Raw genomic sequence first — 15,153 nt, forward strand, 5'->3', positions numbered from 1 at the left:
TCACTGACCCGTCACCTCGCCCTTGATGGCCTGCTCCTTGACAGAGCGGGAGGCCAGAATCGCGATCAGGGACAGCAGACAGGCCAAGGAGACGACGACGGCGGCAGCCACCACCGCACCGTTGCAGAGCTGGATCACGAACGCCAACCCGAGCGGGGTCAACCCAGCGACCAGCGCGGCGTTGACCTCACGGGTCACGGCAATGCCGCTGTACCGCTCGCGGGCGGGGAACAAGTGCGCCAGGAAAGCACCCTGGCTACCTCCCGTCATGGCGATCACGATGCCGTATCCGCCGGCCACCGCCGCACCGGCCAACATCACGCTGCCGCTGGTCAGCCCCGCGAACAACGGGAAGGCGTACAGGACACCCACGGCGCTGCCGGCGGCGAACACCTTGGTGGGGCCCCAGCGGTCCGCGGCCATACCGCCCAGGGGCGCACCGAAGATGCCGAAGACCGTGCCGATGGTCACCGCGGCAAGGGCTGCGCTGCGTTCCATGCCGACCGCGTCGGAGGTCATGAGGGACAGCGCAAAGACCGCCATGGCGTAGTTCAGCGCGTTGTGGCCGGTCATGGCCATGAAACCGAGGACGAGCGCGCGGCCGTGGTGCCTGAGCAGCTGCATGGCGGGGACGTGGTGGCTCTGCTTCTCGGCCTCCGCGCGGGTCATCGCCGCAACGTACTCGGGGCTTTCCTCCAGGTGGCGGCGGATGAACCAGGCCAGCAGGAACAGCAGGACCGACGCCAGGAAGGGCAGACGCCATGCCCAGGCGAGCAACGCCTGATCGCCCAGGCTGGAAACTGCCAGGAACGCGCCGGTGGCCAGCACGATGCCGCCGGGGGAGTGGCCAGGACGAACGAGGTCATCAACCCGCGTTGCTTGGGCGGTGCGAATTCGGAGACGATGGTCATGGCACCCGCGAGTTCCGCGCCGGCTCCCATGCCCTGGATGATGCGAAAGACCACCAGCAGGACGGGGGCCAACGCCCCGATGACCGCGCTGGTGGGGAGCAGGCCGATGCCCACGGTGGCCAGGCCCATCAGGATGATGGTCAGCATCATGGCGGGGCGGCGTCCGTATCGGTCGCCCATGTGACCGATCACCATTCCGCCCAAGGGCCGGGCCACGAATCCGACGGCGAACGTGGCGAAGGCCGCCATGGTGGCACCGGTGTCCGTGCCGGCGAAGAACAGGGGACCGATCACCAGACCGGCCGCTGCGCCGTAGAGGGCGTAGTCGTACCACTCGATGAGGGTGCCGGTCACCGCGGCGAACAGGGCCCGCCTCGCGCTGGGGGACATGCTGTTCTCGACACTGTCATCCGGGTGAGTGGTCGGTGCGGAGTTTGAAGCTGCGACGGCGCCGTCGTCGCCCTTGCCGGTGGGGTCGAGTGTCGTGTGATTCGGAGGCGGGTGTTCGTCGTGCTGCGGGGGTGCTGCGCATCTGGAGCCATGAAATATATTTCTAACCGAGTGTGATACAGTTCACAAGTGGTTGAGCAGAAAAAGCGGTCGTCGCTGACCGCCACGATCAACGAGCGCTTGCGGACCATGATCCTCACGGGTGAGTTGACCCCGGGGCAGGTGGTCATCGAATCGGATCTGGCCGAACGGTTCGACAGCTCCAAGACTCCGGTGCGCGAGGCCTTGCATCAGTTGGTCACCGAAGGTCTGGTTTCCGTGCTGCCCAAGAAGGGCTACCTGGTGCGGCCCATGACCCAGCAGGACCTCACGGAAGTCCTGGATCTGCGCATGTTGTTGGAGCCCCACGCCGCTGCGGAGTGTGCGCGCTTTGCCGACGCGGAGACCATCGGGCGGTTGCGGGAGTGCCTCGACAGGCAGGAGGCGGCTGGACCCAAGAACCCCATGGCCCGCACCGAACGCGCACGGTCCTTTCACCTGGAGATCGCACATTCCGCGCGCAGTACGCGACTGCTGAGCTCCTTGCAGCGCTGCTACGCGGAGATGGTGCGCGCCCAGCACGTGCTCCCGCAGCTGCGCGATCATCTGGGGAACCCCAGGGAGCTCGAGGAGCACGAGGCGATCTACAAGGCCATCACGGAGGGCCAGTCGGCAGCGGCTGCCGAGGCCATGCGGGTTCACCTGCGAACGATCCGTTCCACCATGGGTGTTGATCTGGGGGCCGAGGCGCTGCTCTGGCGTGGGTGATTCTCGCCGCCCTGCGCCGTCGTCGTGTCCGGGATTGTGTGGGTCTTGAGGCCCCTTGACCTCTGTCCGCCGGTGGGCCCACACCTACATGGGGGTGCATGGTGCGTCGAAGCGTGTCGAGCCTGATGGTGACTGTTTGCCCAGGTCAGCAGAGTTTTCCACAGCGGAACTCAAGGGTGTTCCGGTGTGATGTGAATCGCGTCTAGATTCATCTCGACACCCGACGCGGTGAATCGGCCCAGGTCAGAAGACATGGGCCGGGTGATCGTGCGGGTGTGGTCCCGGCCCTTCTCGGCCTGGGGCGAGAGCTGAACACGAGGGGGCCGCGATGGCGCAGCTTGCACCGCGGGGAATTCGACGCCAGATGGTGCGGACGGACCCCGTCATGTCTGCCGCTGCGGCCTCCGGGATGTCGACGGAGAGCCAAGCGATGGCCTGGGTGTTGGACAGCGTGCGCGAACGTGTCCGCCTTCAGGGGCTGGACCCGGTCGAGAGTCCAGACGAAGCGGCCCGGATCATCGAGGACGTCCTTCAGGAATACGATCACGCGTCGGCACGCTCGGGGGCCGTCGCGTTTGCGGATCTGGACGTCACCCGCGGTGAGGTGCTCGACGCCGTCGCTGGCTTCGGCGTCCTCCAACCGTTGCTCGACGACGATTCGATCGAAGAAGTGTGGATCAATGGTCCTGATCAGGTGTTCGTGGCGCGCGGTGGCGAGTCCGAGCTGACGGGGTTGCATGTCGAGAACGACGAGGTGCGTCGTCTGGTGGAGCGGATGCTGCGGCGTTCCGGACGGCGCTTGGACCTAAGTTCGCCGTTCGTGGATGCCTCGCTGCCTGACGGCTCGAGACTCCACGTGGTGATCCCCGACGTCACCAGAGAGCACTGGTCCGTCAACATCCGGAAGTTCATCGTCGCCGCGCGGCGCCTGAACGAACTCGTCGGGCTCGGGTCCATGTCGCCGCAGGCCTCCAGGTTTCTGGCTACAGCGGTGCGGGCCGGTCTGAACATCCTGGTTTCGGGTGCCACTCAGGCCGGCAAGACCACCATGCTCAACTGCCTGTGTGCGGAGATCGACCCTCGCCAGCGGGTAGTGACCGTGGAGGAGATCTTCGAACTGCAGGTACCGCTGCGCGACGTCGTGGGAATGCAGTGCCGTCAGGCAAACCTCGAGGGGACCGGCGAGATCGCGCTCCGCAGGCTCGTCAAGGAAGCGCTGCGCATGCGCCCGGACAGACTGATCGTCGGCGAGGTCCGTGAGGCCGAGTCACTCGACATGCTCATCGCCTTGAACTCCGGTTTGCCGGGCATGTGCAGCATCCATGCGAACTCGGCCAGGGATGCCGTGACCAAGATCTGCACACTTCCGCTGCTGGCCGGAGAGAACATTTCCTCGAACTTCGTGGTCCCCACCGTGGCCGCCTGCTTCGACCTGGTGGTCCACTGCCGACGACGCCCCGACGGTCACCGCGAGGTTGAAGAGGTCCTGGCCCTCGGCACCAGGGTGGAGAACGGCGTGATCGAGGCCTACCCCGTGTTCCGCAGAGTCGACGGTGACCTGCTCGCCGTAGCCGGCGAGGTACCGGCGGCGCAGAAATTCGCGCTGGCCGGAATACCCGTCGAGGGTCTGCTCTCCGACTTGGACGCCGGTACGGGTACCGATGACCAGCCGCGCGGAAACCGGGGGTCCTGATGGGTCTTCTGCTCGGACTCGGCCTGGGTGCCGGGTTGTTCCTGATCTGGTGGTCCTTCTGGGAGCGCCCCTCCGAGGCGCGGCGACGGCGCCTTCACCGCGAGGGTGTGATCCGAACCCGGCTCGACCGCGCGGGCCTACATGACGTTCGGCCGAGTTCGCTCGTCGTGTTGTCGGGCCTGTGCTCCGTGGTGTCGGCCGTCGTCGTGTTCGCGGTGACCGGAGGGGTGGTCTTTGCGGCCTGTGCGGCCATCGTGGCGGCGTTCATTCCGTGGGCCTTGTTGGGACAACGGATGCGACGTCGTGCCAAGCAACTGCGGACGGTCTGGCCGGACGTCGTGGACCTCCTGCGGTCTGCCATCCGGGCCGGCATGTCGCTTCCGGAAGCGCTCGCGCAATTGCAGCACCGCGGACCTGCGGCCGTTCAACCGGCCTTTGCCCGATTCGCCGCTGATTACCGGGCCACGGGCCAGTTCATTCCGGCCTTGGACGCGCTCAAGGCGGAGCTGGCGGATCCCGTGGCGGACAACATCGTGGAATCCTTGCGGGTCACGCGCGAAGTGGGCGGTACCGACCTCGGCCGTCTCCTGGGGACGCTGTCCGAGTTCCTGCGTGAGAACTCGCGCACCCGCAGCGAACTCGAAGCTCGACAGTCCTGGACGGTCAACGCAGCACGCCTTTCGGTTGCTGCCCCCTGGCTGATCCTGCTCCTGATGACCAGCCAACCGGCAGCCGTCCAGGCCTATGACTCACCGGCGGGTGCCGTCGTGCTGTTGGGCGGTCTTGCGATTTCCTTCGTGGCTTACCGGTTGATGCTGAGGCTGGGCGCACTCCCCGAACCGGAAAGGGTGCTGCGATGAACCTGCCCCTGGTCATCCCGCTTGTCCTGGGAATCGTTCTGAGCTGGGGCCTCTGGCTGATTCTGATGCCGGCACCTTCCGAGGAAGGTCGCAAGCTCACGCGGCGGGTCCTGGCGCAGATGCGGGCGTCGGATGCCACGGTTCGCCATGCAGAGCAATTGCGGGCCAGGCGTGACCGCGGTGCGTTGGGCATCGCCGGACACCTGATTGCCCCGCTCACGGGTGCCTGGGAGAGGTGGAGTTCCGGGGACTCCCTGCGTCAGCTGCGCGGGAAACTCGAGCGCGAAGGCGCTCAGCGTACCGTTTCCGATTACCGCGCCGAGCAGGTGTTGGCCGTTCTGGCAGGAACGGTCCTCGGACTCGTCTGGGGTGTGGCGGCCGTCCTGCGGTTTGGCGCGCCCATCGCGGCCGTGGCAGTCGTGGCCGCCGGTGGGGCCTTCGCCGGTGCCTGGTGGAGGGGCTGGTGGCTCAACCAACGCATCGCGTCCCGCGAGGCAAGGATGCTCGCGGAGTTCCCCGCCGTGGCCGAGATCCTTGCGCTGTCGGTCGGTGCGGGCGAGTCCACCCTCGGCGCGCTGGAACGCGTCGGGCGTGTTGCCGACGGCGTCCTCGCGGAGCAGTTCCGGGCGGTCCTGGTCCGGACCAAGTCCGGCGTCCCCCTGGTGCAGGCCCTTCAGGAGTTCTCGGACCGGGTGGGCGTCTCACACGTCTCACGATTCGTCGACGGGATCGTCGTCGCCCTGGAAAGAGGAACCCCTCTGGCCGAGGTCTTGCGAGCCCAGGCCCAGGACGTACGTGACGAGGACAAACGCGACCTGATGGAGATCGCCGGTCGCAAGGAGATCGCCATGATGGTGCCGCTCGTGTTCCTGGTGCTCCCGTTGTCCGTGCTCTTCGCAGTGTTCCCGGGCATCGCTGTTCTGAGGCTGGAACTGTGACCGGCGCACGTTCACGGGACCACCCCTTGCTCCACGGCGCGGTGGACGGCAATGACCTCGTCCCAAGACCAGTAAACCGACCAACGACGTCGATCACCTCGCCGTCGGAACCCACGACCGGATCGACCAGTCAACCCGAGAGGAAAACGCCATGAACACGAACCCCGTCGAGAACCCCTCGGAGGACGCCATCCTGACTGCCGGCGATCACGCCGATCGGGGAGACGTGCCCGGGTGGGTCATGCTGACCCTCATGAGCGCGGTCCTGGTGGCGGGCCTGCTCCTGATCGCCCAACCGGCACTCGAAGGCCTGTTCAATGACGCGATTGCGCGCGTCACGGGGCAGTGATTTCAGGGCGCGAGCCACGGGACACCCGCTCGTCCGACAAGGACTCTGGCTCGGTGGTCGCCGAATGGGCGATGGTCGCCGGAGTCACCGCAGTCCTCTTCGCGGTCACCCTGCAGGTGATTTTTGCGCTGCACGTCCGCAATGTCCTGATCGATGCAGCCTCCCACGGCGCGCGGTACGGGACACTCGCGGACCGGGGACCCTCCGATGCAGTGGGGCGGACGAATGACCTCATCACGCAAACAGTTGGCCCCGGGTTCGCCGGCAACGTGCGCGCCGATGCCGCCACGATCGACGGAGTGCCCACGTTGGAGGTCACCGTGGTGGCGCCACTGCCCATCGTGGGGCCATTTGGGCCTCCCGGCACATTGGAGGTCACGGGGCATGCGATTGACACGAGCTGAGAGCCGTGAACGCACCACCGGATCATTACAGGACCGCGTCCCGACGGCGACGGATCCGGACACCGGCTCGGCACTGGTTGAGTTCTCCGTGCTGTCGGTGATCCTGCTGGTGCCGATCGTAATCTTCGTGGCCGTTCTCGCGCAGGCGCAGGCGGCGTCCTTCGCCGCAGTGGCCGCTGCGCAGCAGGGCTCGCAGGTCATTGCCAACGTACCGGCCGAGGACCTGGATCTCGGGGTGGTCGAATCCGCCGCACGCCTGCCCGCGACGGACCAGGGACTGGCACCCGGCGAGATCGAGATCCAGATCAGTTGTTCGGACGGGACCTGCAACGAACCGGGTGCCGTGGCCACCGTGACCGCGGTGACCACGGTGGACCTGCCGCGTATTCCCCTGCTGGGCACCTATCGAGTGGCGCGGATGGAGCACAGTTCGACCGTCGTCGTGGGGCGGTACGCATGAGGCGGCCCATGGGCCAGGGACCCGATGACGATAGCGACGACGGCCAGATCTCCATCTTGATCGTCGGAATGATGCTGATCTGCCTGCTGGCGCTGATCGTGGTCATGGCGGTGACGTCGATCTACCTCGCGGAGCGAAAGCTGCAGGCGCACGCCGACAACGCGGCCCTGGCTGCCGCCGACAGTTTCCGTGGGTTGGACATCCCGGATGACGGCAGCGGCCGACCCGCAGCGGAACTCACGGATTCGAGCGTGTCCGGAGCTGCATCGTCGTACCTCACGGAGGTGGGCGCCGAGTTCGACGTCGACAGTCTGTCCGTGGGGGCCGGCACGGGGACTCCTGACGGGCGCACCGCGCAGGTGACCCTGGACGCCGTGGCCCATCCGCCGGTGGTGGCCTGGATCATTCCGGGCGGGGTGCCCATCACGGCAACCGGCGACGCCCGAGCCGAATTCGAACAGTGAACACCGCCGAACCCTCGCGAAACTCGTCCATCAACGCATGATGGGCGAGTTTCGGGAGGGTTCGGCGGGAAAGAGGGCGGGAGGGTCATCCGTTGATGACCTGCGGGACGCCCAGGTGCTTCAAGCCCTCCACACCGAACTCCACGCCGTAGCCGGAGCGCTTGACGCCACCGAACGGGATGCGGGGGTCCACGCCGCCGTGGGAGTTGATCCACACGGTGCCGGCCTGGATGCGAGCGGCAACCTCCTTGGCACGGTCACGGTCGGCCGACCACACGGACGCGCCTAGCCCCACGTCCAGCGCGTTGGCCTGGGCGATCGCGTCCTCCAGATCCGTGTAGCGGATGATCGGCAGGGCGGGGCCGAACTGCTCCTTGACCACCAACTCGGCATCGGGGGAGATGTCGGCCACCAGGGTGGTCGGGTAGAAGTTGCCGGGCGCGTCACGGTCCGGTTCGCCGCCCATCAGAACGCGTGCGCCGGAGGCCTTGGCGGCCTCCACCAGGTCGTCCACGATCTTGAACTGTGCGGCATTCTGCAGCGGGCCCAGCACGTTGTCCTCCTCCAGGCCCACGCCCATGGGCATCTTGCCCGCGAACTCCACGAGGGCCGCACACACGTCGTCGTAGATGGCATCCGGGACGTAGAGCCGCTTGAGGGCCGCGCAGGTCTGACCCGTGTTGATGAACGCGCCCCAGAACAGGCCTTCGGCGATCGCGGCCGGGTCCACGTCGTCCAGGACGATCCCGGCGTCGTTGCCACCGAGTTCCAGTGTCAGGCGGGTGATGTTGTTCGCGGAGGCCTCGATGATCTTGGAGCCGGTGGCGGTGGAGCCGGTGAACATGATCTTGTCGATGCCCTCGTGGGTGGACACTGCGGCCCCCACCTCGCGTTCGCCCGCGATCACGGACAGCACGCCTTCCGGAAGCGCGGAGTTGAGCACGTGGCACAGAGCCAGCACGCTGAGCGTCGTGTACTCGGAGGGCTTGACCACCACGGTGTTGCCCATCCGCAGGGCCGGGGCGATCTGCCACACGGTGATCATCATGGGCCAGTTCCAGGGGCCGATTGCCCCGACCACACCGACGGGGCGGTAGTTGAGGACCGCGTGGGTTTCGCCGTCGTCGACCAGGGTCTGTTCCTCGAGCTCGAAGGACGCGGTGGCGCGCAACCACGCGGCGCACGCGCCCACCTCGAACCGCGCGTTGGGACCGTTGAGCGGCTTGCCCTGTTCGCGGGAGAGCAGTGTGGCCAGGGGCTCGGCGTTGGCCTCGATCGCGTCAGCGGCCTTCATGAGCGCCTCGCTGCGCTCTGCGTGGGACTTGGCACCCCAGGCGGGCTGCGCGGCGCGGGCGGCGGCCACGAGCTCATCGAGCCGTGCGACGTCCTGCACGGGTGCGGTGCCGATGAGTTCGTCCGTGGCCGGGTCATGGACCGGGCGCCCGTTCTCCGCGACGACGGCGGAGAGCAGTTCCTGGTACGTGCTGGTCGAAGTGCTCACGAGATCTCCTTGACGTGATGGGCCTGCCGCAGTGGTTCCCGGTTCATCCGGTGGACCCGGCGGAGGGAGGTGTTCCTGGGTCCATGGTCCGTGGCCCTGCGTGCGGACCGGTTGCCCAGGAGCGCAGGCTTGTTGGTCACGAGTGTGCCTCACATCACAGGGTGGTAGCTTCGCATCAGGGAGAGCAGACACATGACATCCAACGATCCACAGGTGCCGCCGTCCGGTCCAGATGCGCCGCCACGGGACTCGGCCATGACCATGCCCGAATGGCGCGAAGCAATCACACAAGCCATCGGGCGGTTACTGCTGAGCGCCCCGGACGAGGCGGCGTTCCGCGCGTCGTTGCGGTCCGCGAGCCTGGAGGACGTACACCTTTTCGACATGCACACGGACGCCCACACCGTGCTGCGTGACCAGGAGCTGGCCGCCGCGACCACCGGCGCCTACTGCAAACTGAGCCTGCAGATCTCCGGGGCGGCCAAGCTGGTCCAGGACGGCCGTACGTGCCTGCTCGAACCCGGGGACCTTGCCCTGTACGTGACCCAGCGGCCCTACGAGCTGTCCTATCCGGGTCCGCAGCACAGTTTGGTGGTGTTGTTCCCGCAGAACGTGGTGCACATGAGTCCCGAACAGATCGGGCAGGTCACGGCCACGCGCGTGAGCCGCAACGAGGGCCTGGGGCGCGTGGCCGTCCCGCTGTTCGAACAACTGGCCGCCAACATCGACCTGCTGGAAGGTGCCCACGCCATGAGCCTGGTGCGCTCCGCGCTGGACATGCTGGTCACGGTGCTTTCGGCTGAGGCCCACGCCTCCGGGCGGGACACCACGGAGAACATCCTGCTGCAACAGGCCAAGGCCTACGTCGAGGACAACCTGCACGACCCCGAACTCTCACCCTCGCGGATCGCCGGCGCGCTCTACGTGTCCGTGCGGCAGCTGCACAGCCGGTTCTCTCAAGGGGAGCAGACCGTGTCCGCCTACATCCGCGCGCGGCGGCTCGAACGCATCCGCCAGGACCTGGCAGACCCGCTGCTTGCGCACGAATCCGTGCACACCATCAGCTCCCGGTACGGGCTGTTCGACCCCTCCTACGTGTCCAAGGCGCTCAAGACCGAGTACGGGGAGTCGCCGTCGGCCTACCGCTCCCGAGTCCTGGGCGGCTGAGCGACGACGACGTCCCGGTGGGCCGCCGTCGTCGCCATGAATCCCAGCGAATCCAGGGTGAATCCTGTGTGTCGGTCGCTCAGGCCAGCTCTCGGATCACCCGCCGGGCGGTGGTCAACCCGGTTTCCAGAGCACCCTCGACCACCACGCCGCGCCAGCCCTTTGCCCAGTCAGCACCCGCGAAATGCATGCGGGTCTGCGTGTTACCGAAGTGGTGCCAGCCGTTGGTGAACTGGCCCTTCTTGAGCGTGGCCCATGCCTGGCCGCTCCACTTGTCCGCCACCCAGTCGTGACCGGTGCAGTCGATGACCTCCAGGTCCGGGCGCCATTGATTCACGATCTCCTGAGCGGAGGCGGGGTCGTTGACGTCCACACGGTCGTGATGGGAGCCGAAGCTGACCGCGATGGTCGAGCCCTCGTCGTCGGGATCCTCGGGGTTCTGTGGATCCAGGAAGTACTCGCTGCGGATCATGGCGGCCTTGGCCGGGGTGGGGGCGTAGCCGAAGATGTTGTGGTGACCGCGGATCTTGATCCAGATCTTGGCCCCGGTGGAGTTCCACTTCTCGTCCACGATCCGCTGCATGGCCTGGGGCAGCCGAGGCTCGAACTCGATGGTCCCCAAAGCCCCCACGGGAACGGTCACGATCACGGCGTCCGCGGCGATCGTCTCCCCGGATTCCAGGGTGACCGTGGCGCCCGAACCGCTGTGTTCGATCTTGCGCACGGGCGTGGACAACCGGATGGGGCACCGCAGGTCGGCGGCCATGTTCTGGTAGACCCCGCGCATGCCGTTGGTCAGTTTGAACCGCAACGTCTGTTCGTCCAGCAGGGGTAGCCGATGATCGGAGAGCGCCACCCACTGCTTGGCCATGAGGGCCGAACCGTTGTGCGGGTCGCCGATGTAGCCCGCCGACCAGTACGAGTCGCACAGGTCGATCTCCTCCTGCGTGAACTCACCATTGCGCAGGGCGTCCAACGGACTCTGGTCGTCGAAGGCCAGGAAGCGCTCGCGGACCTCGGCCGGGCCGGTGAAGTCCTGGGACAGGACGTGCAGGGGGTCGTGGGGGTTGGGGAAGAACTCCCGGGAGCCTTCGAAGATCTTGGCCATGGGGCGCTCGAGCATCGCGTCCACCTGGGCCTCCGACCCTTCCTTGAGTTGGCCGTCGGTGATCCAGTACGCGCGGTCGCTCACGGGGCTGGGGAAGATGCTCTGCCCGTACCGCGTGATCTCCGTCCACATGTGCGGCTGCATCCAGTGCACCCACGTGGCGCCCAGTTCCAGCGGATAGCCCATGCGGTCCTCGGTCCAGGCGCGTCCGCCGACGCGGTCGCGGGCCTCCACGATCTCGACATCAATACCTGCCGTCTGCAGTTCCCGCGCGGCGACCAGGCCTGCAAAGCCTGCTCCTACGACGACGGCGTGTGGGGTAGCCATGTTCTTGTCCTTCCGGTGGGTTCGGTGTCCGGTGGGTGGGGTTCGGTGTCCGGCCAGGCCGGTGTTCATCGGTTCATGGTGCTGCGGGTCAGGGGACGGCGTATTCGTCGTCCTCGTCGATCTGGTCCTGGTGGCGCATGGACTGGTACCCGGAGGGATCCCGGTGGCGGATGACTTCGCCCCACACCAGGCCCAGCGCGCCGGCGGCGATGATGATCCCCGGCATGACCACTACCAGCAGCGACGGGCCTTCCGCACCGATCATGAGATCGAAATTGACGAGGATCAGCCCGGCCACGACCAACAGGCCCACGGCGGAGAGCCCCGGTGCGATCAGGCGCGTCCACACTCCGTGCCCGTGGTGGTCCTTCGCGAACCACACGACGACGGCGATCGAGGTGACCGCCAGCAGGAACACCAGTCCGAATGCCGCCGCGTTGGTCAGCCAGGTGAACAGCGTGATCACCGGGTACAGCGGCCCCAGTTCGTGTCCGATACCGGCGACGGCGAAGACCGCGACGACCACCAGCGCCAGCACCGACTGGGTGAGGGAACCGGCCCAGGGGGCACCCGCCGTCGTCGAGCGCTTGAGGTAGCGCGGGAGGACGTGCGAGCGGCCCAGGGCGAAGAAGTAGCGGGCGGCGGCATTGTGAAAGGCGATCAGGGCCGCCAACAGGCTGGTGATGAACAGGATGTTGGCGATCTCGGCCAGGACGGGGGAATGGCCCGCGAGCCAGACGAACAGCAGGTCCGGTCCGAACTCCTGGGACTTTCCGATGATTGCCGAGGGCCCCACACCCATGGCGAAGGCCCACGCGGAGGCGGCGTAGAACAGGGCGATCACACCCACGGCGATGTACGTGGCCCGGGCCACCGTGCGGCGGGGGTCCTTGGTCTCCTCGGAGTAGATGGCGCCGGATTCGAAGCCCATGAAAGCGGCGATGCCGAAGGCCAGGAGCACGCCGATGCCGGTGGTGAAGAACTGGCCGGGCTGCAGGGTCTGGGTGGACAGACCCTCTGGTGCGGAGCCGATCGACAGGACGCTCACCACGATCACCACCAGGAACTCCAGGCCCACCAGGATGCCCAGAACCTTGGCGGAGAGATCCACGCTGTTGACGCCCAGGGCTCCGACGACCACCCAGCCCACAGCGGCTGCGGCCCACCAGGGGACCGTCAGGCCGGTCCAGGTGCTCAGGGCGTTGGAGAGGGCGAAGCCGAACAGGCCGTAGAGCCCGATCTGCATCATGTTGTAGGAGACCAGGGCCAGGATCGCGGCCGCGATGCCCTGCCGATTGCCCAGGCCCTCGGTGATGTAGGCGTAGAACGCGCCGGCGTTCTGCACATGGCTGCTCATGGCTCCGTACCCGGCGGCGAAGAGCACCAGGATCACGCCCAGGACCAGATAGCTGACCGGCACGCCCAGCAGACCGGAGACCGCGAAATTGGTGGGAACCCCGCCCGCCAGCACGGTCAGCGGGGCGGAGGCCGCAATGATCATGTACACCAGCGAGGTGGTCGACAGGTGGCGGTGGGCCAGTTCGGGTTGGGGGTTCTGCGTCATGGTGACCTCAAGGTGGCGCGGGAAGGTGTCGAATTCCTGATGACACCAATGTGACCCAAGGCACACCGTGCGGTGTTGTGTTCCAGCGCGCCCCGGTTGGCCGTGGACGCGCACCCTCCACACCCTCCACACGACCGAACCCTCGCGAAACTCGCGCTTCAGGGGGTGAAGGGCGAGTTTCGCGAGGGTTCGGCGGGAGGGGCTACCGGAAGATCGGTTTGAAGAACTCCGTCAGGGCGGTCTTGTCCGTCAGCGGCAGCACCGCCGCCACGTACTGGTCCGGGCGAACGACGACGACGGCGCCGTCGCGCGAGATACCGCGCTCCTCGAAGATGTCCTCCTCCGGCAGGGTCGCGTAGACCTTCTCCCACGTGTGCAGGTCGAACGGCCCCACCTTCGGCTTGAGTACCGCGGGGACAGTGCTGATGTCCACCTCTTCGTGCGGCTGCTGGTAGATCACCCGCGCGTCGAACAGGGCGTCGTCGTCCTGACCCGCGGTGCCGAAGCCGGCGGTGTGGGCGACCACGGGGGAGTCGGGGGAGGTGCCCAACCATTCGCCGAACTCCTGCGCGGCCGTGTTCTGGGCGTCGGCAAAGACGTAGATGCGCCAGCGGCCGTCGGCAACGGCCTGGTGACCCAGGTGCAGCGGGTTCGTGTCACACACGCGGGCGACTTGCGCGGACTTGAAGCGCTTGCCGACCGGGTAGCCCGTTGCCAGGTCCTGGTGCTCGGTGTCACCGGTGATCATGGACGGCTGGTACTCGGTCATGAAACCTGCGGGGAATTCGGCCGTCTTGACGTAGAAGTCCTCGAGGTAGGAGGGGTCTTCCAGGTCCTCGGGCTTGGTGGCCATCAAGGTGGACCATTCCTTGTCGAAGTCGATGAGGTTCTTGGCGATCACCTGCCGTTCACCCGAGTAGGTCCGCAGCAGGGATTCGGGGGATCGGCCTTCGACGACGTGTCCGAGCTTCCAAGCCAGGTTCCACCCGTCCTGCATGGACACGTTCATGCCCTGACCCGCCTTGGCGGAGTGGGTGTGGCAGGCGTCGCCGGTGATGAAGACGCGCGGTGTGCGGGTGGGGGAGTCGATGTCGGTGTCGGCGTCTCCGACGTCGTCGAACGCGTCGGTCAGCCGGTGTCCCACCTCGTACACGCTGTGCCAGGCCACGTTCTTCACGTCCACCGTGTACGGGGCCATGATCTTGTTGGCGCGTTCGATGATCTCTTCGATGGTGGTCGCGCGAACTGCGGCACTGCCTTCCAACGGAACTTCGCCGAGGTCCACGTACATGCGGAAGAGGTGCCCGCCTTCGCGGGGGATCAACAGGATGGAGCCGCCGGACTGGGACTGGATGGCGCACTTGGTGCGGATGTCCGGGAAATCGGTGACGGCCAGGACGTCCATGACGCCCCAGGCGTGGTTGGCCTGGTCGCCGGAGAGCTTGCGCCCGATGGAGGTGCGGACGCCGGAACGGGCCCCGTCGGAACCGACGACGTACTTGGCGCGCACGGTGCGCTCCTCACCTTCGCGCTCGCCGGCGGTGTGGCGAACCCGGACCTCCACGGGGTACTCGCCGTCCGGGTGAACCGTCAGGTCCACGAACTCGATGCCGTAGTCCGGTTCCACGCGGCCGGGGGAGAGCAGGGAGAACTCCGCGAAGTAGTCCAGGATGCGGGCCTGGTTGACGATCAGATGGGGGAACTCGCTCACACCGTTGGGGTCGTCCTTGGTGCGGGCCGTGCGGACGATCTTGGCGGGGTCCGCGGGATCCGGTTTCCAGAAGTTCATTTCCGTGATGTGGTACGCCTCGTCGATCAGTCGGTTGGCGAATCCGAAGGCCTGGAAGGTCTCCACGCTGCGGGCCTGGATGCCGTCGGCCTGGCCGATCTCCAGGCGGTGGGGGCGCTTCTCGATGATGCGGGTGTTGACGTTCGGGAACTGCGAGAGCTGGGCTGCCGTGATCATTCCGGCGGGGCCCGTGCCGACGATCAGCACGTCCATCTGATCGGGCAGTTCGGTGGGCCGATCGACGCCGTTCCCTGCTGCGGGCTGAACGCGCGGGTCCGTGGACACGTATCCGTGGTGATGGAACTGCATGGTCATGCGGGCTGCACCCCTTGAAAGTTCAGGTTCGATAATGGAACATCAT

General features: G+C 66.8%; 15 protein-coding genes. 9 read left to right on the forward strand and 6 right to left on the reverse strand.

Annotated elements, in window-relative coordinates; genetic code table 11:
* Both GWK18_RS13295 and GWK18_RS13300 read right to left on the reverse strand, forming a co-directional pair.
* Positions 1-777, reverse strand: a complete 777-nt coding sequence (locus GWK18_RS13295; RefSeq protein ID WP_280720415.1) for an MFS transporter — start codon at positions 775-777, stop codon at positions 1-3.
* Positions 666-1,301: an MFS transporter gene (locus GWK18_RS13300; protein WP_280720411.1), complete on the reverse strand. Its 636-nt coding sequence runs from the start codon at positions 1,299-1,301 to the stop codon at positions 666-668. Before GWK18_RS13300 ends, GWK18_RS13295 begins: the two co-directional genes overlap by 112 nt.
* A 189-nt stretch (positions 1,302-1,490) precedes the next feature.
* On the opposite strand from GWK18_RS13300, the gene GWK18_RS02595 reads away from it, so the two are divergent.
* The 8 genes from GWK18_RS02595 (at position 1,491) to GWK18_RS02630 (ending at position 7,336) form a co-directional block, all read left to right on the forward strand.
* Positions 1,491-2,168 carry a GntR family transcriptional regulator gene (locus GWK18_RS02595; protein ID WP_348535809.1) on the forward strand — a complete coding sequence of 226 codons (678 nt, stop codon included), beginning with the start codon at positions 1,491-1,493 and terminating at the stop codon, positions 2,166-2,168.
* 409 nt (positions 2,169-2,577) lie between these two features.
* A complete protein-coding gene (locus GWK18_RS02600; RefSeq protein ID WP_166833180.1) occupies positions 2,578-3,861 on the forward strand; it encodes an ATPase, T2SS/T4P/T4SS family in 1,284 nt (427 codons plus the stop codon).
* Complete coding sequence (locus GWK18_RS02605) at positions 3,861-4,721, forward strand: type II secretion system F family protein (protein ID WP_166833021.1); 861 nt, start codon at positions 3,861-3,863, stop codon at positions 4,719-4,721. The genes GWK18_RS02600 and GWK18_RS02605 overlap by 1 nt, the downstream gene beginning before the upstream one ends.
* Positions 4,718-5,659, forward strand: coding sequence for a type II secretion system F family protein (locus GWK18_RS02610; RefSeq protein WP_123825301.1), 942 nt, complete (start codon positions 4,718-4,720; stop codon positions 5,657-5,659). The genes GWK18_RS02605 and GWK18_RS02610 overlap by 4 nt, the downstream gene beginning before the upstream one ends.
* Positions 5,660-5,810: 151 nt before the next feature.
* Positions 5,811-6,008 (forward strand): hypothetical protein, encoded by a 198-nt coding sequence (locus GWK18_RS02615; RefSeq protein ID WP_123825300.1) that lies wholly within the window; start codon positions 5,811-5,813, stop codon positions 6,006-6,008.
* Between the two features lie 53 nt (positions 6,009-6,061).
* Positions 6,062-6,412, forward strand: coding sequence for a pilus assembly protein (locus GWK18_RS02620; protein WP_123825299.1), 351 nt, complete (start codon positions 6,062-6,064; stop codon positions 6,410-6,412).
* A complete protein-coding gene (locus tag GWK18_RS02625) occupies positions 6,393-6,872 on the forward strand; it encodes a hypothetical protein (protein ID WP_233568776.1) in 480 nt (159 codons plus the stop codon). Before GWK18_RS02620 ends, GWK18_RS02625 begins: the two co-directional genes overlap by 20 nt.
* Before the next feature lie 8 nt (positions 6,873-6,880).
* A complete protein-coding gene (locus GWK18_RS02630) occupies positions 6,881-7,336 on the forward strand; it encodes a pilus assembly protein TadG-related protein (RefSeq protein ID WP_123825298.1) in 456 nt (151 codons plus the stop codon).
* 85 nt (positions 7,337-7,421) lie between these two features.
* Here GWK18_RS02630 and GWK18_RS02635 read toward each other — a convergent pair whose 3' ends face one another.
* A complete protein-coding gene (locus tag GWK18_RS02635) occupies positions 7,422-8,837 on the reverse strand; it encodes an aldehyde dehydrogenase family protein (protein WP_123825297.1) in 1,416 nt (471 codons plus the stop codon).
* Positions 8,838-9,029: 192 nt separating this feature from the next.
* On the opposite strand from GWK18_RS02635, the gene GWK18_RS02640 reads away from it, so the two are divergent.
* The gene (locus GWK18_RS02640; RefSeq protein WP_209280894.1) at positions 9,030-10,004 is read left to right on the forward strand and encodes a helix-turn-helix domain-containing protein; all 975 of its coding nucleotides are present in this window, start codon (positions 9,030-9,032) and stop codon (positions 10,002-10,004) included.
* Between the two features lie 79 nt (positions 10,005-10,083).
* Here the strand turns inward: GWK18_RS02640 and GWK18_RS02645 are convergent, their stop codons facing one another.
* The 3 genes from GWK18_RS02645 to GWK18_RS02655 form a co-directional block, all read right to left on the reverse strand.
* Positions 10,084-11,439, reverse strand: coding sequence for an NAD(P)/FAD-dependent oxidoreductase (locus tag GWK18_RS02645; protein ID WP_166833023.1), 1,356 nt, complete (start codon positions 11,437-11,439; stop codon positions 10,084-10,086).
* A gap of 88 nt (positions 11,440-11,527) precedes the next feature.
* Positions 11,528-13,003 carry an APC family permease gene (locus GWK18_RS02650; protein ID WP_166833025.1) on the reverse strand — a complete coding sequence of 492 codons (1,476 nt, stop codon included), beginning with the start codon at positions 13,001-13,003 and terminating at the stop codon, positions 11,528-11,530.
* Positions 13,004-13,205: 202 nt separating this feature from the next.
* Complete coding sequence (locus GWK18_RS02655) at positions 13,206-15,101, reverse strand: FAD-binding monooxygenase (RefSeq protein WP_166833184.1); 1,896 nt, start codon at positions 15,099-15,101, stop codon at positions 13,206-13,208.
* Positions 15,102-15,153 lie beyond the last annotated feature (52 nt).

Source organism: Kocuria sp. JC486, from assembly GCF_011602805.1.
Lineage (GTDB): Bacteria > Actinomycetota > Actinomycetes > Actinomycetales > Micrococcaceae > Kocuria > Kocuria soli.